Origin of the sequence: Microcoleus sp. Pol7_A1 (assembly GCF_036701085.1) — a bacterium.
Taxonomy (GTDB): domain Bacteria; phylum Cyanobacteriota; class Cyanobacteriia; order Cyanobacteriales; family Microcoleaceae; genus Microcoleus; species Microcoleus asticus.
The window spans coordinates 24,085-51,014 of record NZ_JAUBQD010000056.1; the positions used below are offsets into that span (position 1 = coordinate 24,085).

Sequence of the window (26,930 nt, forward strand, 5' to 3'; positions counted from 1 at the left end):
CAATGACCAATGACCAAAGGATTAAGTATGAACATTCAAACAGTCGGTGTAATCGGAGCAGGTGTTATGGGAGTTGGGGTAGCGCAAAATCTAGCCCAAACCGGACATCATGCGGTGCTTTTAGATATTTCGGATGATATTCTGGAACGAGCGAAACAGGAAATCAAAAATAATATCCGTTTTCAAGGGTTTTTCAACAAAAATGAGAAAGCCGATAGTCCAAATGACATTTTGGATAAAATTACTTTTTCCACTAACTATCAGTTCCTAGAAAAAGCGGAATTCGTAGTTGAAAATGTTACTGAAAAATGGGATATTAAAAAGGAGGTATACAGTAAAATAGACGCAATTTGCCCGGAAGAAACTATTTTTGCCGCCAACACATCGGCCATTTCCATTACTCGGATCGCTTCCGCTACCAAGAGGGCCGATCGAGTTATTGGCATTCATTTCATGAACCCCGTACCGATGAAGCCGATGGTGGAAATGATTCGCGGCTATCATACTTCTGAGCCGACGATCGAAACCGCCACAAAATTATTAGCGAAGATGGGGAAAGAATCTATCTTAGTTAATGATTCGCCTGGTTTTGTTTCCAATCGGGTGCTAATGTTAACCGTTAATGAAGCAATTTTTCTGTTGCAAGAGGAAGTAGCTTCAGCCGAACAGGTTGATAAAATTTTTAAATCTTGTTTCGGTCACAAAATGGGACCATTAGAAACAGCAGATTTAATCGGATTAGATACAATTCTTTTATCGATCGAAGTATTGTACGAAAGCTTCAATGACAGTAAATATCGCCCCTGTCCTTTACTCAAAAAAATGGTAGATGCTGGATTGCACGGGCGAAAAAGCGGAAAAGGTTTCTATACCTACAATCATTAGTCATTAGAAATTACAGAACATGAAAGCAGCTAAAGACAAAATCAAAAAATTCCTTTCTCAGTTTTTCGGCAACCATGACTTGCAGGATGATGAAGACATCTTTGCTTTGGGATTCGTCAATTCCATGTTTGCCATGCAATTGGTGTTGTTTATAGAAAAAGAGTTTGAAGTGACGATCGAAAACGAAGACCTGGAATTTGCCAACTTCAGGAGTATCAACTCGATGGCGGCGTTACTAGAACGGAAAACTACCGTACTGGCGAGAGAGTAAAAAATGTGATTTAATGTTGACCTTTGGAGGAATTAAGTGATACAATGAAAATAGAATTAAGTTTTCAGCAAAAAGAAAAACACTCCACTTTTAGAGCTTTCGTAGATGAAGAAATAGTTCCTCATGCCGCTCGCATCGATCGCGAAGAAAGAACGCCGCCCGAAATCATCCAAAAGTTAGCTCAAAAAGGATATTTAGGAGCCATATTACCCGAAGACTGGGGCGGCATTGGCATGGATGCGATCGCCTACGGTCTCCTAAACGAGGAAATCGGACGGGGATGTTCTTCGCTAAGGTGTTTGCTAACAGTTCATTCTATGGTCGCTCATGCTATTCTCAAATGGGGAAGTAAATTTCAAAAAGAGCATTGGCTGACTAAATTAGCATCCGGCGATGCGATCGCAGCTTTCGCATTGAGCGAACCTAACGTAGGTAGCGATGCCAAAGCCGTAGAGACGACAGCAACACTTTCTGGCGACTCTTATATCTTAAACGGGCAAAAAAAATGGATTACTTACGGACAAATTGCCGATGTTTTCTTAGTTTTTGCCAAGTGGGAAGGTAAACCCTCTGCTTTTTTAGTGGAAAAAAACAGTCCGGGACTCTCCATTAAACCAATTTTTGGAATGTTAGGTGTCAGAGGTTCGATGTTAGCAGAACTGCACCTAAATAATTGTCGAATTCCCCAAGAAAATCTCGTGTGCAGACAAGGTTTTGGTTTCTCGCACGTAGCATCTTCTGCACTTGATTTGGGACGATACAGTGTCGCGTGCGGTTGTGTAGGAATCGCTCAAGCTTGCTTAGAAGCCTGCATTGAATATACAAGTAAACGCAAGCAATTTGATGTTTATCTCAAAGAGCATCAACTAATTCGACAAATGATTACTGAGGCGCTCGCGAATATCAAAGCCGCCCGATTACTATGTTATCAAGCAGGTTATCTCAAAGATATTGGCGACCCCAACTCAATTATGGAAACCTCGATCGCCAAATATTTTGCTTCTACGATCGCAACCAAAGTAGCCAATGATGCCGTCCAAATTCACGGCGGAAATGGTTGCAGCAGCGAATACCCAGTTCAACGGTATTTACGGGATGCAAAAATCATGGAAATCATCGAAGGTAGTACCCAAATTCAAGAAATTACCATCGCTGAGTACGGTTATCAAGAATATAAATTCTCACAAAATCGCAGTTCGATAGCTCAAGAATTAGTAGCAAGGACGTGAAAAAATGATTAGTTTAAATTCTGCGCCAACAGACAACAAACAAGAAAAAACACGCTCCATCAAATGTGTCGTTTGGGATTTAGATAACACCATATGGAACGGCATATTGTTAGAAGGAGATCGAGTTTGCTTGCGACCCGATATACTCGACATCATCAAAACTTTGGATTGTCGAGGAATCTTACAATCCATCGCTAGCAAAAATGAATATAGTAGTGCGAGCGAGAAACTTGAAGAACTAGGATTGCACGAGTATTTTATCTATCCTCAGATCCATTGGAATTCTAAGGTTTCTTCGATTAAAGAAATTGCTAAATTAATTAATATCGGTACGGATGCGATCGCTTTTGTTGACGACCAAATTTTTGAACTCGAAGAAGTAAAATTTTCACTCCCTGAAGTCCTTTGTATTAATGTCGATCGCCTAGAATATCTACTAGAAATGCCAGAAATGAATCCTCGTTTTATCACAGAGGATTCCCAAAAAAGAAGGCAGATGTATATCAGCGATATCCAGCGAAATCAAGCTGAATCAGAATTCATCGGTTCGCAAGAAGAATTCTTAGCTACCCTAAATATGCACTTGACGATTTCTGCAGCTAAAGAAGAAGATTTACAGCGAGCCGAAGAACTAACAGTACGCACCAATCAACTAAATACAACAGGTTACACATATTCCTATGACGAACTGAATATGTTTAGTCGATCGGATAACCACAAACTGCTGATCGCCAGTTTAAATGATAAGTATGGAAATTATGGGAAAATCGGCTTAGCTCTCCTCGAATATTCCGAGAGCTTCTGGACTATAAAACTCTTCCTGATGTCCTGTCGCGTCATGTCTAGAGGTGTCGGCACAGTTATGCTAAATTATCTGCTCGAACTCGCTAAAGACAATAACGTTCGATTGCGTGCAGAATTCCTTTCAAACAATCGAAATCGGATGATGTACATCGCTTATAAATTTTCCGGATTCAAAGAAATTGACAACAACGGCGCTCTGGTAATTCTCGAAAACGATCTAAAAACAATTCAACCTTACCCCAAATATATGAACATCGAAATCATCAATTAGAAAAATCTACAATCATCTGCGATCGAAAAAACTTACCAGGAGATTATAAAAAAATGGACATAAACAAACAACAAATACTAGCAAGACGCCATCAACTTTCCCCCAGCAAACAAGCACTTCTCGCCAAACGCTTGCGGGGTGAAATTCAGTCTGATTTCCCCATAAACCTTATTCCCAAACGCGATCGTACAGACCCTGCGCCGCTATCCTTTGCTCAACAAAGACTGTGGTTACTCCAACAAATCGATCGCACCAATTCTTCCTACAACGAACACGGAGCAATCCAACTCAAAGGTTCGCTCAATATACCAGCACTAGAGCGCAGTCTCAACGAAATTATAGAACGCCACGAATCCCTGCGAACTACTTTCACAATGATGGAAGGACAACCAGTCCAAATCATTTCTCCATCTCTAACTATAAAGTTGCCAATAATCAATTTATCAGATTTATCAATAGCAGAACAAACAAAACAAATTCAGCAACTCGCGATCGAACAAAGCCAATCCCCTTTTGACTTAGATCGAGGGCCATTATTGCGTTGGATGCTGTTACAAATCGGCGAACAAGATTACGTGCTGCTAGTTACCATGCACCACATTATTTATGATGGCTGGTCTTATGGCGTACTGATGCGCGAATTAGCAGCACTTTACGAAGCATTTTTTAATAGCAAATCATCCCCTCTTAGCGAACTACCCATCCAGTATGCCGACTTTGCTTTATGGCAGCAACAGTCCCTAAAAGGAGAGGCGCTGGAAACACAAATCGCTTATTGGAAGCAGCAGTTGGGTAAAACTCCTCCCGTGCTACAATTACCAACAGATTATCCTCGACCAGCCGTACAAACCTTCCGAGGTGCGAGAAAAACCTTCTCTCTGACGGCGGAATTAACTAAAGCACTCAAGGCGCTAAGTCAGAACGAAGATGCGACTTTTTTCATGACCTTGTTAGCCGCTTTCAAAATCTTGTTGTATCGCTACACGGGAATTGAAGATGTCGCGATCGGTTCCCCCATTGCTAACCGGAACATGAGCGAAATAGAACAATTAATTGGCTGTTTTGTCAATACTTTAGTGTTGCGAACTGACTTATCTGGCCATCCTACTTTTCGGGAGTTGTTAAGTCGAGTACGTCAAGCGTGTGTAGGAGCATACGCTCATTGCGATGTGCCATTTGAAAAGTTGGTAGAGACACTGCAACCGCAACGCTCTTTGAGTTATACGCCTTTATTTCAGGTGATGTTCACACTTCAAAATACTCCCATGCCAGCGTTAGAGTTATCGGGGTTGACGGTGAGTAGTCTGGATAGCGATAGAGGTACTGCGAAATTCGATTTGAGTTTGTATATCGAAGAAAGAGGGGAGGAATTCATGGCAACTATAGAATATAATACCGACATATTCGAGGCAGCTACGATCGCCAGAACGAGCGAGCATTTTCAGCAGTTACTCGCAGGAATTGTCGCCAATCCCGCTCTGCGTCTTAATGAATTACCACTATTAACATCATCTGAAAAACAGCAGTTGTTAGATTGGAATAGCACTCAAGCAGATTACCCCAAAGATGCTTGTATTCACCAGCTATTTGAAGCGCAAGTACAAAAAACGCCAGATGCAGTTGCGATCGTATTTGAATATCGACAGCTAACGTATCAAGAATTAAATCAACAAGCCGATCGCTTGGCGGATTATCTGAGAAAATTAGGAGTGCGATCGGAAGTTTTGGTAGGGATTTGTGTAGAGCGATCGATCGAAATGGTAGTCGGACTTTTAGGCATTCTCAAGGCTGGTGGAGCTTATGTACCGTTAGATCCCGCCTATCCCCAAGAGCGTCTGGCTTTCATATTATCTGATGCTCAAGTTTCAGTATTATTAACTCGGGAATCTTTAATTAAAAAACTACCAGCTTTGAGTGCAAACGTAACTCCAGTAGTTGTTTATTTCGATCGCGAATGGGACACGATATCTAATCCCAAATCCCAAATCCCAAATCCCAAATTGTCTGACCAGCTCGCCTACGTCCTCTACACTTCAGGTTCTACCGGGACACCCAAAGGCGTACTCGGTCGCCATCGCAGCGCGGTCAATCGCTTGAATTGGAATCCTTATCCTTTTGAACAAGGAGAGATTTGCTGTCAGAAAACATCATTAAATTTTATAGATTCAGTTTGGGAAATTTTTGCCCCATTGCTGCACGGACTGAAAACTGTCATCATTTCCGATGAAATAGTAAAAGACCCTTATCGGTTGGTTCAAACTTTATCTCAGCAACAGGTTACGCGCCTTGTTTTAGTGCCATCATTGTTGCGCGTCTTATTAGAAACTTTTCCAGATTTACAAAGCAGACTTCCCAAACTCAAGTATTGGGTTAGCAGTGGAGAAACTTTATCCGTGGAACTATGTCAGCGCTTCCAAGAAAGGATGGCTCAAAGTATTTTAATTAACCTTTATGGCTCCTCCGAAGTATCCGCAGATGTGACTTGGTACGACACGAGCAAAAACCAATCTCTTTCTTCAATTCCGATCGGTCGTCCCATTTCTAATATGCAAGTATACGTGCTGGACGCGCACCTGCAACCCGTTCCGATCGGCGTTCCGGGTGAACTGTGTATTGGCGGCGATGGTTTAGCGCGAGGTTATCTCAATCGCCCAGAACTAACAGCAGAAAAGTTTATCCCTAATCCTTTTAGCAGTGAAGAGGGCGCTTATCTTTATCGAAGTGGAGACATCGGTCGTTATCGATTTAATGGGGAAATCGAGTATTTGGGACGTAGCGATCGCCAAATCAAACTTCGCGGTTTTCGCATTGAATTAGGGGAGGTTGAAAAGGTACTTACCCAACATCCAGCAGTAAAACAAGCTGTGGTTCTTCTCAGAGAAGATGAAGTAGATAACAAGCGCTTAGTTGCTTATATTGTCTCAGATAATATTAGCCTAGAACTACGCAGCTTTGTAGCAGAAAAGTTACCGGATTATATGGTGCCATCCGTTGTCGTACAGTTGGAGGCATTACCTTTAACACCTAACGGTAAAGTAGACTATCTCGCCCTACCAGTACCGGAAAATCGCCGGGATTTGAAACGGGATGATGCGATGCCTAAAACTGAAGCAGAGCGACTGATTACTGAGGTTTGGCAAGAGATATTGCAATTGGAAAAAGTGGGGATTAATGATAATTTTTTTGAAATTGGCGGGCATTCTTTACTTTTGGTCAAAGTTCAAGCAAAATTGCATAAGGTTTTAGATCGAAATATTTCTGCTATCGACTTATTTAAGTATCCTACTATAAAGATGTTTGCGGAATATTTGAGTCAAAAACAGGATGGGGAGCAACCAATGTTTGAAGAAGTTAATAGCTATGTCAGGAAGCAAGAACAAGCGGCAGCCAGACAAAAAGAACTGTTTAAACAAGCTAGGAATCGGTAAGAAAATTAAGATATTTTTTAGGAGAGGTCGCAATGGATAACTGGGAAGGAGAGGGTATGTTGGAACCAATTGCTATTATTGGGATGGCGGGTCGTTTTCCTGGCGCTAAAAATGTCGATGAATTTTGGCTAAATTTGTGTGATGGAGTGGAGTCGATTTCATTGTTTAGTGATGAAGAGTTAAGGGATGGGGGAGTAGAAAAGAGTTGGCTGAATGACTCGAATTATGTGAAAGCTGGGTTTGTCTTGGATGATATCGAAATGTTTGATGCTTCGTTTTTTGGTATGCTGGCAAAAGAAGCTGAAATTACAGATCCGCAACATCGTCTTTTTTTAGAGTGTGCTTGGGAAGCTTTGGAAAATGCGGGGTATGACCCGGAACAATACGAAGGTTTGGCTGGTGTTTATGCAGGTGCTAACCAGAGTACATACCTGCTGAATAATATTATTTCAAATCGCGATTTATTGCAATCAATGGGTTATTTGCCGCTGGGAATTGGCAATAACCAAGACTTTTTAGCTACTAGAATTTCTTATAAGTTGAATTTGAAAGGACCGAGTATTAATGTTAATACGGCTTGTTCTACATCATTAGTTGCCGTTCATTCGGCTTGTCGGGGATTGTTGAGTTACGAATGCGATTTAGCTCTAGCTGGTGGTGTTTCAATTCAAGTTCCCCAAAAACAAGGTTATTTTTATCAAGAAAGTGGGATATTTTCTACCGACGCTCGCACTCGCGCTTTTGATGCAAAAGCAGGAGGAACTACTTTTGGCAATGGGGTGGGTATTGTTGTACTTAAGAGATTAGAAGATGCTTTGGCGGATGGCGATCGCATTTATGCGTTAATTAAAGGTTCAGCTATTAATAATGATGGTTCTGCGAAAGTTAGTTATACAGCACCCAGTGTTTCGGGTCAAGCTAAGGTAATTGCTCAGGCGCAAGCGATCGCTCGTTTCGCTCCTGAAACTATCACTTATATAGAAACTCACGGAACAGGTACTTCTTTGGGAGATCCCATCGAAATTAGAGCGCTGCAAGAAGTTTTTGAATCGCAAACTAAGAAGAAAGGTTTTTGTGCGCTCGGCTCTGTAAAAACTAATGTCAGTCATTTGAATACAGCCGCCGGAATAACGGGATTAATCAAAACTGTTTTGGCGCTCAAACATCAGAAAATACCAGCCAGTTTGCACTTTGAAAAACCAAATCCCGAAATTGATTTTGCCAAGAGTCCGTTTTATGTCAATACAACCCTCCGTGAATGGAAAACAGACGGAATGCCTCGTCGTGCGGGCGTCAGTTCTTTCGGCATTGGCGGTACTAATGCTCATGTCGTTTTGGAAGAAGCTCCAAATCAAGAGCGTGGGAGAAAGGTAGGAGGGGACAAAGGGAGAAAGTATCAATTGTTGATACTTTCTGCTAAAACAAGTTCGGCTTTGGAAACAGCAATGGGAAATTTAGCGACACATTTAAAACAACATCCAGACCTAAATTTAGCTGATGTGGCTTACACCCTGCAAGTGGGTCGTAAAGTATTCGATTATCGCCGAATGTTGGTATGTCAAAATATTGACGATGCTGTACAATTGCTGACTCTAGAAAGTGAGCAAAAAGAAAATACAAAAATATTAATTTCCGATATTTCCCACTCCCATCACGAGGATTCTGGTAATCGTCCTGTCGTGTTTATGTTTTCCGGTCAAGGGGTGCAGTACGCGAACATGGCGCGGGAACTTTACCAGACTGAATCTACTTTTACTCGTGCTATTGATGATTGTTGCGAACTCCTAATACCGCACTTGGGAATAGACTTGCGTACCGTTTTGTATCCAAGTGAAGTAGGGGAAGAAGAAGCCGCACAACAACTGAAAAAAACTTATATTACTCAGCCAGTATTATTTATAATTGAATACGCTTTAGCTCAGTTGTGGATGTCGTGGGGCGTGCTTCCTGAAGCTGCGATCGGTCACAGTATTGGAGAGTACGTTGCAGCAACTCTTGCTGGTGTGTTTTCCCTGGAAGATGCGTTGATATTAGTTGCTACTCGCGGGAGATTGATGCAGCAACTTCCTGCTGGTGCAATGCTGGCTGTACCTCTATCGGAAAAGGAAATTGAACTAAGTGAAGAACTTTCTCTGGCTGTAATTAATACACCATCTTTGTGTGTAGTTTCTGGTTCTATAAAAGCTGTTGACGAGCTGCAAAATCGTTTGATTGAGCTCGGTTTAGATTGTCGTCGTTTGCATACTTCTCATGCTTTTCATTCTGATATGATGGAACCCATTCTCGAGCATTTCATCGCCGAACTTAGAAAAGTCAAACTAAAGGCTCCTCAAATTCCTTTCATGTCCAATGTAACTGGCACTTGGATTACTGAAATCGAAGCAACAGACCCGAATTATTGGGGGAAACATCTACGCCAAACGGTGCGTTTTGCTGACGGGATTGCTGAGTTGCTAAAAGAACCAAAGCGAATCCTGTTGGAAGTTGGCCCTGGACGCACTTTGAGTACCTTTGCTAGAGATTGTTTGGAAGAAAATACTCAAACAATTGTACTTTCTTCGCTGCGTCATCCGAAAGATCGAAAGTCAGATATAGCATTCTTGCTGAACGCATTGGGAAAACTTTGGTTAGCTGGCGGATCGGTCAATTGGTCGGAATTTTATCGCCACGAGCGACGAGATCGCATTCCTTTACCCACTTATCCTTTTGAGCGAAAAAGATATTGGATTGAACCTTCTAATCCAGCAGTTCATGACCATAAATTCACAGAAGTAGATCGTACAATCGAGGAGGAAAATGTAGGCGATCGCGAGATTGAAGAAATAATGGCTCAACAAGTTGAGATCATGTCTCAACAACTGGAGATACTGAGAATGTATGGCTAGCATTCATGCTTCATCGTTCATCTGACTAATGACTAATAATTAAGGAAATTCCAATGTCTGACTCCCAACTCAACCTAAAACTAAATTCATCAATACATCCCTCGCCAACTGACAAAATCCTGTCAGTATTAAAAGAAATTGTCGGTAAAGCAATGGGAGTAAGCTCATCTGAAATTGACGAGCGGACTAATTTTCTCGAACTCGGTTTTGAGTCCCTGCAATTACTCCAAATAAATGGCGCAATTAAAAAAGCATTTGGTGTCAATATTTCTTTAAAATTATTAATTGAAAATAGCTCTACGATTAACGAATTAGCCGTCTACATATCTCAGCAAATCCCGTCGATAGAGCCAACATTAACGCCCGATCGGCCCGAAACAAATAACTCAAAACCAAAGAAAAAAGAATCGCTATTGCCAGAAAAGCATCTCGATCGACAAACCGATAATACAGCTATCAAACGTTTGATGGCGCAGCAACTTGAGGTAATGTCCAAACAACTGGACTTTCTGCGCGAAAACATTTCACCAAAGAAGAAACAACCTACACGCATACCTACCGAAACTATCGAACAGGAACGCCCGAGTGAAATTCCAATCCAAAATCCAAAATCCCAAATCCAAAAATCCCCCAGTTCCGCCAATTTAACTCCACGCCAACAAGAACATTTAGACGCATTAATGGCACGGGTGATCGAACGCACTCAAGCATCGAAAAACTTGACGCAAAACGATCGCGTTCATCATGCTAATTCCAGATCTGTATTGGGATTTCGTCCCTCAATCAAAGAAATGGTATATCCCATCTATCCCCAAAGAAGTTCGGGTGCGAGAATTTGGGATATTGATGGGAATGAATATATAGATATGTCAATGGGATTTGGCGCACTTTTATTCGGTCATTCTCCATCTTTTATTATTAATGCAATTCAAGATTATGTTCACCAAGGAATACAACATGGCCCACAATCAGCAATTGCCGGTAAAGCTGCTCAGTTAGTTTGCGAATTAACAGGTCAAGAAAGGGCTTGTTTTTGTAATGACGGCAGCGAAGCGGTAATGGGAGCAATTCGCATCGCTCGCGCCATTACAGGGCGCGAAAAAATTGCTTTTTTTGGAGGTTCCTATCACGGAACTTTGGATGAAGTTTTGGTCGCCGGAGTACCGAGTGAAGAGGGAAATTTGCGTTCGATCGCGATCGCTCCTGGTATTCCGCAACATAAAGTCGAACAAGTAATAGTTCTAGATTACGGAAATCCCAAATCGCTAGATATTATCAGAGCTCACGCCAGTGAATTAGCTGCTGTTTTGGTAGAGCCAATCCAAAGCGCCAAACCGGATTTGCAACCTAAAGAATTTTTGCATGAATTGAGACAATTAACCCAAGAAACGGGAATAGTTTTAATTTTTGATGAAGTGATTACTGGATTTCGGATGCACCCAGGCGGGATACAAGCGTTGTGGAATATTCGAGCCGATATCACAACCTATGGTAAAGCAATTGGTGGTGGGATGCCGATCGGAGTAATTGCTGGTAAGGCTGCTTTTATGGACGCATTAGATGGTGGATTTTGGAGTTATGGAGATGCGTCTTATCCTGAAGTCGAAATTACTCACTTTGCAGGTACTTTTTTCAAGCATCCTCTCGTGATGGCGGCTACTTTGGCTGCACTCACCCACCTTAAAAATAGCGGCGCAAAACTGCAAGAAGAGTTAAATGCGAAAACCCTAAAATTAGCCAACACGCTCAATACTTACTTCGAGCAAAAACAGTTACCGATTCAGGTAGTTCATTTTGGTTCTCTATTCCGCTTTGCTTATTCTCCCACCCTCAATTGGATGGATTTATTTTTCTATCACCTGCTCGAAAAGGGAGTTTTTGCTTTAGAAAACCGGAGACTTTTCTTATCTACCGCTCATACTGATGCAGATATCGATCTGATGATTCAAGCAGTCAAGGAAAGTATAAGCGAAATGCAAGAAGGTGGATTTTTACCAGGGGAATCGGGAGTGGGGACTGGGAAAAAATCTTCCCGATCGCCGATCGCCAATCGCCAGTCTTTAATCCCCTTAACAGAAGCGCAAAAAGAACTTTGGGTAATGGCAAAAATGGGAGAAAATGTCTCCCGTGCTTATAACCAATCAACGACAATTCATCTGCGCGGTTCGTTCAATTTGGCAGCAGCGCGTAAAGCAATTCAAGAAGTAGTCGATCGCCACGAAGCATTGCGAGCAACCTTTCGTCCGTCAGGAGATTGTCAACAAATTAATTCTACTCTGACTATCAACATTCCGGTAGTGGATTTCTCGACTTTAGATAACAGCGAGCGCGAAACACATTTAGAGGAATTTTTAGCAACAGAAGCACGACAAACTTTTAATCTTGAAACTGGGCCTTTAGTCCGCACCCAAATCGTCAAATTAGAAGAACAACATCATCTTTTAGTTCTTACAGTTCATCATATTATTGCTGATGGTTGGTCGTTGGGAGTTTTCCAACAAGAACTAACAGCAATTTACACAGCAGAATGTCAAGCGATAGAGCATCAACTCCCACAACCAATGCAGTTAAGCGAATACGTTGAATGGGAAGCAAGCCAGCAGGAAAGTCCAGAAATGGCAAAAGCGGAGGCTTATTGGTTGCAGCAATTTTCCAGTTCAGTTCCGGTATTAGAATTGCCAACCGATCGCCCTCGACCATCACTTAATCGCTACGTCGGTACTCGACAAACTTTCACGCTGGATAAAAATTTTTATGGCGCTTTGAAACACGAAAGTATCAAGTTTAAAAGCACCTTATTTACAACAGTTTTGGCTGGATTTTTGGCGTTACTTCACCGATTGACAGGTCAAGACGATATCGTTATTGGTATCCCTTCAGCCGGACAATTATCTGTTGAAGGTGAATATCTTGTCGGTCACTACGTAAATTTATTGCCAATCCGCAGTCAAGTTGTGGAAAACCAGACATTCACGGAATATTTAAGTTCATTAAAACAGGTGTTATCCGATGCTTATGACCATCAAATTTATCCGTTTATTAGGTTGGTTAAAAAACTAAATCTGTCAAGAGATACAAGTCGTCCACCTTTAGTGACAATACTGTTTAATTTAGACAGACCTCTGGCTACCTCAGAGTCTTTTAGCAGAAAATTCGAGTTTGTCAGAAATCCTACCAATTCTTCCATCTCGGATATTTTTTTGGATATTCACCAACAAAATGACCAACTTGTAGTCGATTGTGAATACAACACCGACTTATTTGACTCGCAAACTATTGAACGGTGGATGAAACATTGGCAAACTTTGTTAGAAAGCATTGTTGCTAATCCAGAACAGCGAGTTGGGGATTTACCTTTACTGAAGCCAGCCGAACTAAAAGAGTTGTTGGTGGAATGGAATGATACCGAAACTGACTATCCTCAGCACCAGTGCATTCACGAACTTTTTGAAGCGCAAGTGGAACGCACGCCTGATGCTGTGGCGGTAATGTTTGGAAACCAAAGTTTGACCTATGGTGAATTGAATGTTAAGGCTAATCAACTAGCACATCACCTGCAAAAATTGGGGGTAAATTCAGAAGTAATGGTGGGGATTTGTTTAGATAGATCCCTCGATCAGATTGTCGGAATTCTGGGTATTCTCAAAGCAGGTGGCGCATACCTACCTCTCGATCCGAATTATCCCCAAGAACGACTGGCTTTCATGTTGTCGGATAGTCAATTGTCTGCGGTGATTACTCATTCGTCATTAGTTAAAAACTTTGCCAAAATGACTGTCATCTGCTTGGATACTGACTGGGAAATTATCCAGCAAGAAAGTCGAGAAAATCCTGTCAGTCGTTCTACAATTGATAATGTGGCTTATGTCATTTATACCTCTGGTTCGACGGGGAAACCTAAAGGAGTTTTAGGTTTGCATAGAGGCGCTGTCAATCGTTTTCATTGGATGTGGCAAACTTATCCTTTTAAAGGAGAAGATGTTTGCTGTCAGAAAACATCGTTAAACTTTGTAGATTCTGTTTGGGAGATTTTCGGACCGTTACTGCAAGGAATACCGACGATTATTGTAAGCGATAGCATTCTCAAAGACCCTCACCAGTTCGTAGAAACTCTCGCTAACAATAAAGTGACGCGACTTGTCTTGGTTCCTTCTTTACTGCGGTTACTTTTAGATACGTTTGCTGACTTGCAAAAACGGCTACCAAAATTGAATTTTTGGGTAACGAGTGGAGAGGCACTTTCGGTAGAATTATTGCAAAAGTTTCGGCAGATTTTACCTGAGAGTACGCTGTTAAATCTTTACGGTTCCTCGGAAGTTTCTGCTGATGTCACTTGCTACAGTATCAGTCCGCAAGATCGAGCTAATTCGCACGTTTCTATCGGCCGTGCGATCGCGAACACCCAAATCTACGTCCTCGACCGAAACTTACAACCTGTTCCCATTGGCGTACCTGGTGAACTGTATGTCGGTGGCGCAGGATTGGCGCGAGGTTATCTCAATCGTCCCGAATTAACATCGGAGAGATTCATTCCTAATCCATTAGCGCTCGTTCACGATCAACGATCGAAACTATACAAAAGTGGCGATCGGGTTCGCTATTTACCAGATGGCAATTTGGAATTTCTCGGACGCATCGATAACCAAGTCAAAATTCGCGGTTTCCGGATAGAATTAGGAGAAATTGAAGCGGTACTAGCTCAACATCCATCTGTGCGACAGGTAATCGTTTTGGCTAGGGAAAATGAAACCGATAATCAGCAATTGGTGGCTTATATCATATCCGATCCAGAACAGCCGATCGCAGTCAGCGAACTTCATCGCCTGCTGCAAGAAAAGCTGCCTAACTATATGATACCATCTGCTTTCGTGATGTTAGAAAATCTGCCATTACTACCCAATGGTAAAGTAGACCGTCGAGCGCTACCAGCACCAGAACAAGCACGTCCTAAATTGGAAGCAGCCTATCAATCACCCCGAACAGAAATAGAACAAAAAATTGCGGCTATTTGGCAAGAATTCCTTCATTTGGAGGAAGTAGGTATTCACGATAACTTCTTCGATTTGGGCGGTGATTCATTGCTCTTAGTTCGTGTTCACAGCCAAATGCAAAAAATATTTCAGCGAGAGTTCTCTTTAGTTGGAATGTTTCAATATCCAACGATCGGCTACTTAGCTGAATATTTAATTCAGGAGGAAAACAAACCGCGATCGCCTGCAAATAATTCTCAACCATCTATAACGCCAACAGATTCCATCAACCGCCGCCGACAAGTTAGACAAGAACATCGAGCAGCAAGACAAAGCAGATAGCAGTCTTAAAAGCTAATTTTAGATGTCGAATTTCCAATACCTTTCAACCCAAATAAAGTAGGAAAAAGTGATGTTAAACCAACAAAAAATGCTGAAAATCAAAACCTCCTTTGACACCGAAAACACGAGCCAATACAATGTCAAACAAAAAACGATCGAACTATTTGCTCCATCCACGCTTACTGCCTCTATAGAAGAAACGATCGAGATGCAAATTAACGCTGTAACTCGCGATTTCTTAGCCGACATCAAAACTAACAGCGATATTGATTTGCAAGCGTTAACACAAAACTTTTGCGATCCTCAAATTCCCATTGAGCCAGCTAATTTTGAAAGCTACCTGGAATATTTATCCAGCAACGTAATTAACCATTCAATCCACACATCATCGCCGCGATTTATCGGTCACATGACTGCCGCACTTCCCCATTTCGTGCAGCCTCTAGCTAAACTGATGACGGCGATGAATCAAAACGCCGTAAAAATAGAAACTGCTAAAGCTTTCAGTCCTTATGAACGTCAAGCTTTGGCGATGATTCATCAACTGATTTACAACTTGGGCGATCGCTTTTACGCCCAGCATATTCAAAACAGCGAGAGTACATTAGGAATTTTGCTTTCTGGAGGTACTACAGCGAATATCACCGCACTTTGGTGCGCCAGAAATAGTTCTTTAGGGCCAAAAGATGACTTTCCCGGTATAGAAAAGGAAGGTTTAACAGCCGCCTTAGATTATTATGGCTACAAAGGTGCGGTAGTAATCGGTTCGGATTTAATGCACTACTCGTTTGAAAAAGCCACCGACTTGTTAGGTATCGGTACGAGAGGTTTGATTAAAATTAAGAGCGATCGCAACAATCGGATTGACATCGAAGCGCTTCGTCAAGCCGTTGCAGATTGTCGCAACCAAAACAAACATATTATCGCGATCGTGGGCATTGCTGGCACTACAGACTCAGGTGGAGTCGATTCTCTTTCCGATATGGCGGAGATTGCGCGAGAAGCTAAAGTTCACTTCCACGTAGATGCCGCTTGGGGTGGGCCAGTGATTTTTTCCCAACAGCATCGGCATAAACTTATTGGGATCGAACGGGCTGATTCGGTGACGATTGATGGACATAAACAAATGTACTTGCCAATGGGTATTGGGATGGTCTTTTTGCGCGATCCGATCGTGGCACAAGCGATCGAAAAAAATGCCAGTTATACCATGCGTAAAGGTTCATTCGATTTAGGTAAACGCGCTTTGGAAGGTTCTCGACCGGCAATGGCATTATTTCTTCATGCTGGGCTAAACTTAATTGGGGTAAAAGGATATGAATTTTTGATTGATGAAGGAATTCGCAAGACTCAATATATGGCAGATCGCATCCGCGGTCTAGCTGAATTTGAGTTGTTAGCAGCACCGGATATTAACCTTTTAATTTACCGTTATATACCGGAGTCATTGCGAGAGAGTGCGGCTAAAAATCAGTTAACTGAAAGTGAAAATCAGCTAATCAATCGATTTAACGAACGACTTCAAAAAGCCCAGCGCCAAGCAGGTCGTACTTTTATTTCGCGGACAACTAAAACCACCATATGTTCTGGAAAAGAAATTCCGATGATCGCATTGAGGGCGGTGATTGCTAATCCACTTACCACTGAAGATGATATCGATGCTGTTTTAAACGACCAGATCGAGATTGCTTTAGAGATTTCGATGTCTAATTCTGTAGAAACTACAGAAAATATAGCCTAGAAATTGTTTGAAAATTTATTCCAAATAGAACACCAATCAACTTATGTATTCAGCAAATTCACCTTTGGCAGAAAATTCTCGCTCTCTTTATAATAATTGGGCTTTTGCTTACCCAGTAAGCAAAGAGGGGATAGAACTTTGGCTAGATTTTATGCAGGAACATATCCTCAAGCATCTTCCAAAGGAAGCGCACATTTTAGACATTGGCTGTGGAAAGGGAGAAATAGTAAAAAGTCTGATTGAAAAAGGTTATCAAGTAACCGGATTAGATATCTCCGAGGAAATGTTACGTTATGCTAGCGAGAATGTACCTAATGGTACATTTATCCGAGATGACATCCGCTTCTGTAAATTGCCTCCTAACTTTGATGCAGTTCTTTCATCAAATAATGTTTTCAGCTATATATTGAGTTTGGAGGATTTGACAAAGGCTTTCCAAAACGTTTATTCGGCACTTGGAAAAAACGGTTGGTTCGGGTTCGATTTGAGTGAGGGAGAACAAGCTTCAGATTCTAGCAATTCAATTGAAGCTCCTGAAGATAATTTTTTTGGTGACATAGCAGATGATTATGTTTGGCTTCAGCATTCCAGTCATTCTCCAGATGGTAAATCATGCCAAGTCAAGCACGTAACATTCCAATTGCTGAATGGAAGCTGGCAACGTTCAGAGGTCAATTTTGCACAACAAGGCTATTCCCGATCGGAAGTTCAATCTGCTCTAGAAAAGGTAGGGTTTGAAAAAGTTACAATCTACGATCTAACCAAAGACTTTCCAATAAATGTAGTCGAAGACTCAAGGATAATATACGTTTTTCGCAAGCCCTAGTTTCAGAGCGTCTTTTTTTATTTACCTGGGATAATGAGGAGCAGTAATATCGATGAATAATTCAACTGAAATCAATCGTTTTGATGGCAAAGATGAAATCGCAATCGTCGGCATGGCAGGTCGTTTCCCTGGTGCAAAAGATGTCGAGATTTTTTGGCAAAACCTGCGTGACGGCGTGGAATCAATTTCTTTTTTCACAGATGAAGAACTCATATCTACAGGTACAGACCCAGCCGTATTCAATGATCCCAAATATGTCAAAGCAGGCACCGTACTGGAAGATATAGAACTATTTGACGCGGCATTTTTCGGCTTTACACCTAGAGAAGCTGAAATAGCAGATCCCCAACAACGTCTGTTCCTAGAATGTGCCTGGGAAGCGCTAGAAAATTCTGGCTACAATTCAGACACTTACCCCGGTCAAATCGGTTTGTTTGCGGGTGTAACTCTGAGTAGTTACTTATTTTCCAATCTATATCCCCATCGAGATTTAATAGGCTCGGTAGATTTATTCCAAGTATTGATAGGAAATGATAAAGATCACATAGCCACGCAAACTTCTTACAAATTAAACCTTAAAGGGCCGAGCATTAATATTCAAACCACCTGTTCCACCTCATTAGTTGCTGTTCACTTAGCTTGCCAAAGTTTGCTGAATGGCGAAAGCGATATCGCGTTGGCTGGTGGTGTTTCAATTCAAGTCCCACAAAAAACAGGTTATCGCTATCAAGAAGGAGGAATTAATTCTCCTGATGGACATTGCCGAGCCTTCGATGCAAATGCTGGAGGAACTATTTTTGGTAGCGGTTTGGGTATTGTAGTATTGAAACAATTAGAAGCTGCTGTAGCCGACGGGGATTGTATTCACGCGGTCATTAAAGGTTCCGCAATTAATAATGACGGTTCTTTAAAAGTTGGTTACACAGCCCCCAGTGTAGAAGGTCAAAGGGAGGTGATTTTAGAAGCACTTGCTTTAGCTGGAGTGGAGTCCGAAACTATTAGTTATATTGAGGCGCATGGAACGGGAACAGCCTTGGGAGATCCGATCGAAATTGCAGCTCTCACCCAAGCTTTTCGTACCAACACTGCTCGGAATAGTTTTTGTGCGATCGGTTCGGTTAAAACTAATGTCGGGCATTTGAATACGGCTGCTGGCATAACAGGTTTAATCAAAAGTATCCAAGCACTTAAACACAAACAAATACCTGCCAGTTTGCATTTCCAAGAACCAAATCCTCAGATAGATTTTGCCAACAGTCCCTTTTACGTTAATACTACGTTGTCGGAATGGAAAACTAACGGCAATCCGCGTCGTGCTGGAGTCAGTTCTTTCGGAATTGGTGGAACAAATGCTCATATAATTTTAGAAGAAACTCCTGCCCTTGAAGCTTCTAGTTCCTCACGTCCTTGGCAGTTATTGCTACTATCAGCAAAAACCAATACAGCATTAGAGACTGCAACTGCGAATTTAGCCAAACATTTACAACACCATCCCGACTTAAATATTGCTGATGTTGCCTACACATTGCAAGTCGGTCGTCGGACTTTTGAACATAACCGAATGGTAGTTTGTCACGATATTGAAGATGCCCTGAATGCGCTAACTAATGTAGATACGCAACGAGTTTTCACGCACTACCAAAAGCCCTCTCACCGTCCGATCGTATTCATGTTTTCTGGACAAGGCGCACAATATGTAAATATGGGGCGAGAACTTTACGAAGTTGAGCCGACATTTAGAGAACAAATAGAGATCTGTGCGGAAATTCTCAAACCTCATTTAGGTATCGATCTGCGTTCAATTCTATATCCCAGCGAAGCACAAATCGCAGAAGCTTCTCAGCAATTACAACAAACTGCAATTACCCAACCCGCTATGTTTGTTGTTGAATACGCGATCGCCAAGTTATGGATAGAATGGGGAGTGAATCCCGTAGCGCTAATTGGACACAGTATTGGCGAATATGTAGCTGCTACTTTAGCAGGGGTTTTCTCCCTAGAAGATGCCTTATTTCTAGTAGCAATTAGAGGTAAATTGATGCAGAAATTGCCGTCTGGAAGTATGCTCGCCGTGCCACTTCCAGAACATGAGGTTCAGCCATTCTTGAGCAAAGAACTTTCTTTAGCAGCAATTAACGCGCCATCCTCGTGCGTCGTTTCAGGCTCGACAGAAGCGATCGAAATATTGCAAAAGCAGTTAAATTCCCAAGCTATAGACTGTCGCCGTCTACATACATCTCATGCCTTTCATTCTGAGATGATGCAACCGATTGTGGAACAGTTTGCACTTGCTATTAAAAAAGTGAAGCTCAATCCGCCCCAAATTCCCTTTATTTCCAACGTCACTGGCACCTGGATTACAGAAAATGAAGTCAAAAATCCCAGCTATTGGAGCAAACATCTGCGCCAAACAGTGAGATTTTCTGCCGGAATTTCCGAGTTGTTGAAACAGCCGGAAGCAGTATTTTTGGAAGTAGGGCCGGGACGGACGTTAAGCTCGTTAACTAAGCGGCATTTAGAACCTGATGCCAAACATCTGGTGGTAACTTCCTTACGCCATCCTCAAGAACAACAATCCGATGTTGCCCTATTATTAAACGCATTAGGTCGGCTTTGGATGGCAGGTGTAAAGATAGATTGGTCGGGTTTTTCCACCCACGAATCGCGTTATCGTCTTCCCCTACCGACCTATCCTTTCGAGCGCCAACGTTACTGGATCGATGCCAAATCGCCATCCTTATCTGGGACTAACAACTCAACAACATCCGACCAAAAAGATCGATGGTTAGTGTTTGTTGATGAATCTGGTGCAGGTTCCCAATTACTTAATAAATTGGAACAAAAAGGTCAAAATGTAATTACGTTAAAGTTAGGAGAACAATTTGCTAAACTCAGCGAAGGAATTTATACCATTAATCCCCAAAAGCAAGACGATATTGATGCTTTACTTGCAGAACTAATACCGGATACAAAACCATCTCAACAAACAGATTCCTCCCCACGCTATTTAAGACCCAGCCTTGGTAATTCGTATGTTCCTCCTACTAACGACTTAGAACAACAAATTGCCGAAATGTGGCAAGAAGTTCTCGGTATTAAACAAGTCGGTATTCACGATAATTTCTTCGAGTTAGGAGGAGATTCACTCATCGCCACCCAATTAGTTTCGCGATTGCGATCGAACTTCCCAGTCGAACTACCACTGCGCGACCTTTTACTTCAAGCATCCACTGTCGCCAAACAAGCAGAAACGATCGACCAACTTCTCCTAGAAAAAATTGCCGAATTATCTGACGAAGAAGTTGAAGCTCTTTTGGCTAATTGATAAAAGTCTATACAGCCCTTCTCAGGTATATAAGGTATGACTGGTAAATTGGTAATTAGAGTTGTGAGGCGCTTACCTCATTTACTACATGAACACGATAAGAGGGCTAAAGCCCAACTACGTACCTTTCTAAACATCTGCGTTCATCTATTCTTCATCTACGCTTAAATAAAAATCATGGAAAACCAAACCTCTAATCTATCAGCAACCAAAAAAGCCCTTCTGGAAAAGTGGAAGACAGGAAAATCTAAAAGTTCTGCTATTCCTAAGCGATCGGACTCTAATCGTATTCCCTTATCTTTTGCCCAGCAAAGACTCTGGTTTATCGATCGACTTTATCAAGGAAGTTCCTTCTATAATATTCCGACAGCCATTCATTTAAAGGGAATGCTTGATGTGACGGCGCTTAAGCAAAGTCTTAACGAAATTATGAAGCGTCACGAAGCTTGGAGGACGAGTTTTGTAATAGTAGATAAGCAACCATTTCAGGCTATCGCATCTGAATCAACCTGGGAATTACCTATCGTCAACCTCGAACATTTATCTGGCAAAAATTGGGATGTTGAAGTTCAAAAAGTAGCGATAGAGGAAGCTAAAAAACCCTTTAATTTATCCCAAGCGCCTCTGGTACGGGCAACTTTGCTGCGTCTAGGGGAAGCAGAACATATTTTCCTTTTGACGATGCACCACATCGTCTCCGATGGATGGTCTATATCAGTTTTCGCGGGGGAATTGGCAGCGCTGTACGCGGCGTTCTCAACAGGTCAATCTCCGTCATTACAGGAACTCCCTATCCAGTATGCAGATTTTGCAATTTGGCAGCGCGATCGCTTGCAAGGTGAAATACTCGCTACCCAACTCAATTACTGGAAGCAACAACTAGGCGGTGATTTACCTGTATTGCAATTGCCTGTCGATCGTTCCAGACCTACTATTACCACCTTTAATGGTACAAAGCAATACTTTACTTTTTCCAAAACACTAACAGAGGCCCTAAGTAAATTAAGTCAGCAAGAAGAAGTCACTTTATTTATGACTTTGCTAGCGGGATTTAATACTTTACTTTACCGCTATACAGAGCAAGAAGATATCCTCATAGGTTCTTCAATTGCTAATCGCAATCAAGCCGAGTTAGAAGGAATACTGGGCTTATTTGTAAATACATTGGTAATGCGAAATGACCTCAGCGGCGACCCAAGTTTTCGCACGCTTTTGAGTCGGGTACGCGGGGTAACTCTCGACGCTTACGCACATCAGGATTTGCCTTTCGAGAAGCTAGTAGAGGAATTGCAACCAGATCGAGATTTAAGCCGAAATCCTTTGTTTCAAGTCATGTTTGTGCTGCAAAATACGCCGAAGTCCGAGCAAGAGATTGCTGGGTTAACTTTGCGTAGTTTAGAGTTCGATAGTGGCACGTCTCAGTTTGACATTTTTCTATCGCTCGGCGAATCTAAAGAAGGATTAACTGGATTTTTAGAGTACAGTACCGACTTATTTGATGCGGCAACAATTACAGGACTAATCGACAATTTTCAAACCTTACTGGAAAGCATCGTTGCTAATCCCGACCGCCAAATTTCTGAATTACCAATCCTAACTGCAAAACAGCGAGAACAACTGTTATTGGAGTGGAATAACACTCGAACGACTTATCCGCAAGATGCCTCTCTCCATCAATTATTTGAACGGCAAGTAGAGCATTTTCCCGATAGTTTAGCATTAATCGATCGCTCGGAAAAAGTAACCTATCGACAACTGAACCAAAAGGTCAATCAACTTGCCCATTATTTACAAAAATTGGGAGTAACAACCGAAACTTGCGTCGGCATTTGTCTGGACAGATCGGTGGAAATGATAGTTGGAATTCTGGCAATTTTGAAAGCGGGTGGTGCTTACATTCCTCTCGATCCAAATTATCCAGTCGATCGTCTTTCTTTCATGGTTTCTGATTCCCCAGTTTCATTAGTCATCAGTCATTCATCATTAATAGATCGCTTTCAACAAATACAAGTTATCTGTCTAGATAATGACTGGGAAATTATCAATAGAGAAAGTCAAGCAAATCCTGCCACCACATCTAGAAGTGACAATCTTGCTTACGTAATCTACACTTCTGGTTCGACTGGAACTCCCAAAGGCGTTCTCGGTACTCACCGAGGTACAGTTAATGGGTTAGACTGGTTGTGGAAAACTTATCCGTTTGAAAGTGAAGAGATTTGTTGTCAGAAAACAGCTATTAGTTTCGTAGATTCAGTCTGGGAAATTTTTGCTCCCTTACTCCAAGGAATTCCAACCCTTATCATTCCCGATCCCATTGTCAAAGACACTAAACTATTCCTAGAAACGCTCGATCACTATCACGTTACGCGAGTCATACTTGTTCCTTCCTTGCTGCGGTTAATTTTAGATACTTACGGTAATTTAACCAAGAAATTGTCGAACTTGAAACTTTGGATAACCAGTGGAGAAGCACTACCTCTCAACTTAGCGCGATCGTTCCAAAAATTGCTCCCATCAGCCAAATTGATTAACTTTTACGGTTCATCTGAAGTTTCTGCCAACGCTACTTACTACGATACGAGTTTATTACCAGAAAAAGCAACTAGCATTCCCATAGGGTGTCCAATTGATAACACTCAAGTTTACATATTCGATCGTCATTTACAACCAACTCCAGTAGGAGTCTGCGGTGAATTGTACGTCGGTGGCGATGGATTGGCGAAAGGTTATTTGAATCGTCCCGAACTAACCGAGGAACGGTTTATTTTAACTCCCAATTCAAAACTATATAAAACTGGCGATCTAGCGCGTTATTTGCACGATGGCAATCTCGAATATTTAGGTCGCCGTGACGAACAAGTAAAAATCAGAGGTTTCCGAGTTGAATTGGCCGAAATTGAAAGTGCGATCTTGCAACATCCAGATATTCGAGAATCTGTTGTCATTATTCGGGAAGATACACAAGGCGATAAACATTTGATTGCTTACATAGTAACAGATGAACCAGACTTAGTGCCACAAATAAGCAGCTACTTGCAAGAAAAACTACCGGATTACATGATACCATCTGCTTTTGTGGTGCTAGATGCGATACCGCTAACACCAAATGGCAAAATAGATAAGCGATCGCTTCCAACTGATAATCTGATCCGATCGAACTCCACAAAATCCTTCGTTTCGCCCAGAAATATTTCCGAATTAGGTTTGGTAAAAATTTGGGAAAATCTTCTAGCTATTAACTCAATTGGAGTTACAGATAACTTCTTCGAGTTGGGAGGTCACTCCTTTTTAGCTGTACGCTTAATGGCTCAAATTTACGAGCGATTTGGACACAACCTTCCCCTATCTATTTTGTTTGAAAACCCAACAATTGAAAAACTCGCTAAAATTGTCAGCCAGCCAACAAATTTGAGTTCTGGTTCCCCGCTTGTAGCCCTTAATTCTTCCGGTTCGAGGACTCCTTTCTTTTGCGTACACGCCGCCGGAGGAGACATCCTTGCTTACCTGAACTTGGCAGACCAAATCGGTGGAGAGCAACCATTTTACGCTTTAGAACAGTCCCCCACCTCGCTCGAAGTTGAAGCTAAATCAGTAGAAGAAACAGCAGCTTATTACCTCCAAGAAATTCGTTCACTGCAACCGGAAGGGCCATATCTTTTAGGAGGTTGGTGTTTTGGTGGTGTGGTTGCTTTTGAAATGGCACAACAACTACAAAAACAAGGTCAAAAAATAGACTTGCTAGTGGTAATTGACGCGATATTGCCAGAAACAGTTATTAAATCAACAAAAGATGATGACGCTAAATTTTTAATCCGGTTAGCTGAGTCAATTAAAAACTGGTTCGGCATCGATTTTTCAGTCTCCTACGACGAAATGCGATCGCTATCGTTGGATGAGCAATTTCAGCTATTGAATAGGAAGGCAAACTTCATCGTGAGCGACACGGAGATGGCGCAGTATATTCGCGATTACAAGGTTTTTAAATCTCACGTTCAAGCCATGCGAGATTACCTTCCCCAGGTTTATCCCCACAAAATTACACTGTTTCGAGCTAGCGATAAAATTGCTCATGATTTTGAGAGTACAGAGTTTCATAGCGATGACTTATTGTTAGGTTGGGGCAAATGTTCCCAGCAAGCGATCGAAGTTATTGAAGTTCCGGGCAATCATTTCTCCATGTTTACTGAACCTCACATACAAAAATTATCCCAACATTTGAAATGTTGTTTCGATCAAATGGTTAATGGCGAAATTAACTTGAATGGGACTTAAAAAAATGCTGTATAAAGCTATGATTTTTTTAGGCTTGCTATAAAAAATCCACTGACGGGGTGACAACCCCGTTAGAAGCCCCACCAGTGGCGGATTTACCGAACTCGCAGCTCTCAAAAGATGGGTCAAAATTGTTAAGCTGCCACGCAGCTAAACCATACAAACAGCATTACTTGTATTTTTAATTTTTCTGTACCCGTTAATAATAAGGAATGAAAAATGAATAAGTTGATCAATTATCGGTTATACCGAAAAAAGTGCTAGATTGCAATTTTAACTCCTACAGAGATTAACTTTCAACGGATTTTTATACTCAACTACTCTAATTGGCATTTAAACCCATGTTTTATCCTAATTCAATTGAGTCAGAAATGAAAAAATTTTATAAATTCTTATCAAAAAAGGATAAAAAAAGGTATGGAGCTAGAGAATCTCAAAAATTAGGATGGGGTCGAATTAGCTATGTAATGCAACTTTTGGGATGCAGTCGAAATACCCTTATTAAGGGATTGGAAGATTTAGAAAAAATCGACGAACAGACACTAAATAGTTCCAGGAGCAGAAAGAAACGAGGGGAAGAAAAAGTATTCTGTCTACTAAAATCGGCATTAATGCAGCATTTCTAGAAGTTTTAAAAAATCACACAGTCGGATCCCCAATGAATGAATGAGTTAATCAAATAAACTAATTTGACGCATAAAGAAATAGCTTCTGGACTACGAGCGGCAGGTTTTACCATTAGTTCCCCTTAGTTGCAAAATTTTAAAAAAAGCATGGATATGTGATACGAAAAGCTGAAAAAAAACAAACAATAGGAATTAATGAAAATCTGGACGCTCAATTTAAAAACATGGCGAGACTTGATACAGAGTATAAAGAAGCAAACAATCCTATTATTAGCTTTGACACCAAAAAGAAAGAAGTTTTAGGAAATCTGTATCGTCCGGGAACTCTCTATACAAAGGAACCTGTCACCACTTTCGATCGTAATTTTTGGAGTTTAGGTCACGGAAAATTGAGCCCACATGGGGTTTATGATTTTAAACAAAACCGAGAATATATAACATTAATAAACAGTAAAGATACCAGTGAATTTGCGTGTTAGGCTTTAACAAACTGGTGAAATAATTATTGTAAAGCCACCTACCCTACCCTAACGCTAATTCTATATTGGCTAAATGTGATGGTGGAGGTAGTAATAATGCTAATCATTATATTTTCACAGATAATTTGCACAAATTAGTTAATGAAATAGGAATTGAGATCGGAATTGCTCATTACCATCGTTATACATCTAAATATAATCCCAGAGAAAATCGACTTTTTCCTCATATTACTAGGTCTTGTCAAGGAGTAATTTTTACAAGTTTAGAATTAGTCAAAGCTATCGTGGAAAAAACTCAAACTAAAAGGGAGCATCCCAGTTTGGCAGAAACACTCTTATCGCGAGTAAACCATTGAGGTAAGCACAACGATTTGAAAGCACCTGATTTACACTCTCTGCGTTCCACGCTCGCCCCAGAGATTTTAATCCTTGCTCCAATCTGCTTAATTGCCGACTCGACTGCTCCTGAACCAATTGAACATAGTTGCTCAGCTTGGTAATATAGCAATCCTAAATGATTTATGAGATAATAGCCAAAATCACTACATAATTTATCTATGTTAGAAGAATTAACGG

The 26,930-nt window shown here is 41.4% G+C and carries 14 protein-coding genes and 1 pseudogene; 14 read left to right on the forward strand and 1 reads right to left on the reverse strand.

Annotation, left to right across the window (positions count from 1 at the left end; all coding sequences use genetic code 11):
* The first annotated feature begins 27 nt into the window (after positions 1-27).
* The 14 genes from QUA20_RS24725 to QUA20_RS32135 all read left to right on the forward strand — a co-directional run bounded on the left by QUA20_RS24725 (position 28) and on the right by QUA20_RS32135 (position 26,710).
* The gene (locus QUA20_RS24725) at positions 28-885 is read left to right on the forward strand and encodes a 3-hydroxyacyl-CoA dehydrogenase NAD-binding domain-containing protein (protein ID WP_333191969.1); all 858 of its coding nucleotides are present in this window, start codon (positions 28-30) and stop codon (positions 883-885) included.
* Between the two features lie 19 nt (positions 886-904).
* Entirely contained in the window at positions 905-1,156 is a 252-nt protein-coding gene (locus tag QUA20_RS24730) for an acyl carrier protein (RefSeq protein ID WP_172187958.1), read from the forward strand.
* Positions 1,157-1,200: 44 nt separating this feature from the next.
* Positions 1,201-2,385 (forward strand): acyl-CoA dehydrogenase family protein, encoded by a 1,185-nt coding sequence (locus QUA20_RS24735; RefSeq protein ID WP_333191973.1) that lies wholly within the window; start codon positions 1,201-1,203, stop codon positions 2,383-2,385.
* Positions 2,386-2,389: 4 nt separating this feature from the next.
* Positions 2,390-3,460, forward strand: a complete 1,071-nt coding sequence (locus QUA20_RS24740; RefSeq protein WP_333191978.1) for an HAD-IIIC family phosphatase — start codon at positions 2,390-2,392, stop codon at positions 3,458-3,460.
* 53 nt (positions 3,461-3,513) lie between these two features.
* Complete coding sequence (locus QUA20_RS24745; protein ID WP_333191981.1) at positions 3,514-6,888, forward strand: amino acid adenylation domain-containing protein; 3,375 nt, start codon at positions 3,514-3,516, stop codon at positions 6,886-6,888.
* 32 nt (positions 6,889-6,920) lie between these two features.
* Positions 6,921-9,773, forward strand: a complete 2,853-nt coding sequence (locus tag QUA20_RS24750; RefSeq protein WP_333191984.1) for a type I polyketide synthase — start codon at positions 6,921-6,923, stop codon at positions 9,771-9,773.
* A 53-nt stretch (positions 9,774-9,826) separates the two neighbouring features.
* Positions 9,827-15,085: an amino acid adenylation domain-containing protein gene (locus tag QUA20_RS24755; protein WP_333191987.1), complete on the forward strand. Its 5,259-nt coding sequence runs from the start codon at positions 9,827-9,829 to the stop codon at positions 15,083-15,085.
* A gap of 70 nt (positions 15,086-15,155) precedes the next feature.
* Positions 15,156-16,826: a pyridoxal-dependent aspartate 1-decarboxylase PanP gene (gene panP / locus QUA20_RS24760; RefSeq protein ID WP_333191990.1), complete on the forward strand. Its 1,671-nt coding sequence runs from the start codon at positions 15,156-15,158 to the stop codon at positions 16,824-16,826.
* 43 nt (positions 16,827-16,869) lie between these two features.
* Positions 16,870-17,652: a class I SAM-dependent methyltransferase gene (locus QUA20_RS24765; protein WP_333191993.1), complete on the forward strand. Its 783-nt coding sequence runs from the start codon at positions 16,870-16,872 to the stop codon at positions 17,650-17,652.
* A 52-nt stretch (positions 17,653-17,704) separates the two neighbouring features.
* Positions 17,705-20,977 carry a beta-ketoacyl synthase N-terminal-like domain-containing protein gene (locus tag QUA20_RS24770; RefSeq protein ID WP_333191994.1) on the forward strand — a complete coding sequence of 1,091 codons (3,273 nt, stop codon included), beginning with the start codon at positions 17,705-17,707 and terminating at the stop codon, positions 20,975-20,977.
* 177 nt (positions 20,978-21,154) lie between these two features.
* On the forward strand, positions 21,155-25,249 hold the full coding sequence (locus QUA20_RS24775) for an amino acid adenylation domain-containing protein (protein WP_333191995.1): 4,095 nt from the start codon (positions 21,155-21,157) through the stop codon (positions 25,247-25,249).
* 326 nt (positions 25,250-25,575) lie between these two features.
* The gene (locus tag QUA20_RS24780; RefSeq protein ID WP_333191996.1) at positions 25,576-25,875 is read left to right on the forward strand and encodes a hypothetical protein; all 300 of its coding nucleotides are present in this window, start codon (positions 25,576-25,578) and stop codon (positions 25,873-25,875) included.
* A gap of 155 nt (positions 25,876-26,030) precedes the next feature.
* A complete protein-coding gene (locus tag QUA20_RS24785) occupies positions 26,031-26,354 on the forward strand; it encodes an ISAzo13-like element transposase-related protein (RefSeq protein WP_333191999.1) in 324 nt (107 codons plus the stop codon).
* A gap of 65 nt (positions 26,355-26,419) precedes the next feature.
* Positions 26,420-26,710, forward strand: a complete 291-nt coding sequence (locus tag QUA20_RS32135; RefSeq protein ID WP_445304710.1) for an ISAzo13-like element transposase-related protein — start codon at positions 26,420-26,422, stop codon at positions 26,708-26,710.
* On the opposite strand, the pseudogene QUA20_RS24790 reads toward QUA20_RS32135, so the two are convergent.
* Positions 26,655-26,930, reverse strand: a pseudogene (locus QUA20_RS24790) (hypothetical protein); the annotation flags it as partial. The gene QUA20_RS32135 and the pseudogene QUA20_RS24790 sit on opposite strands and share 56 nt — an antisense overlap.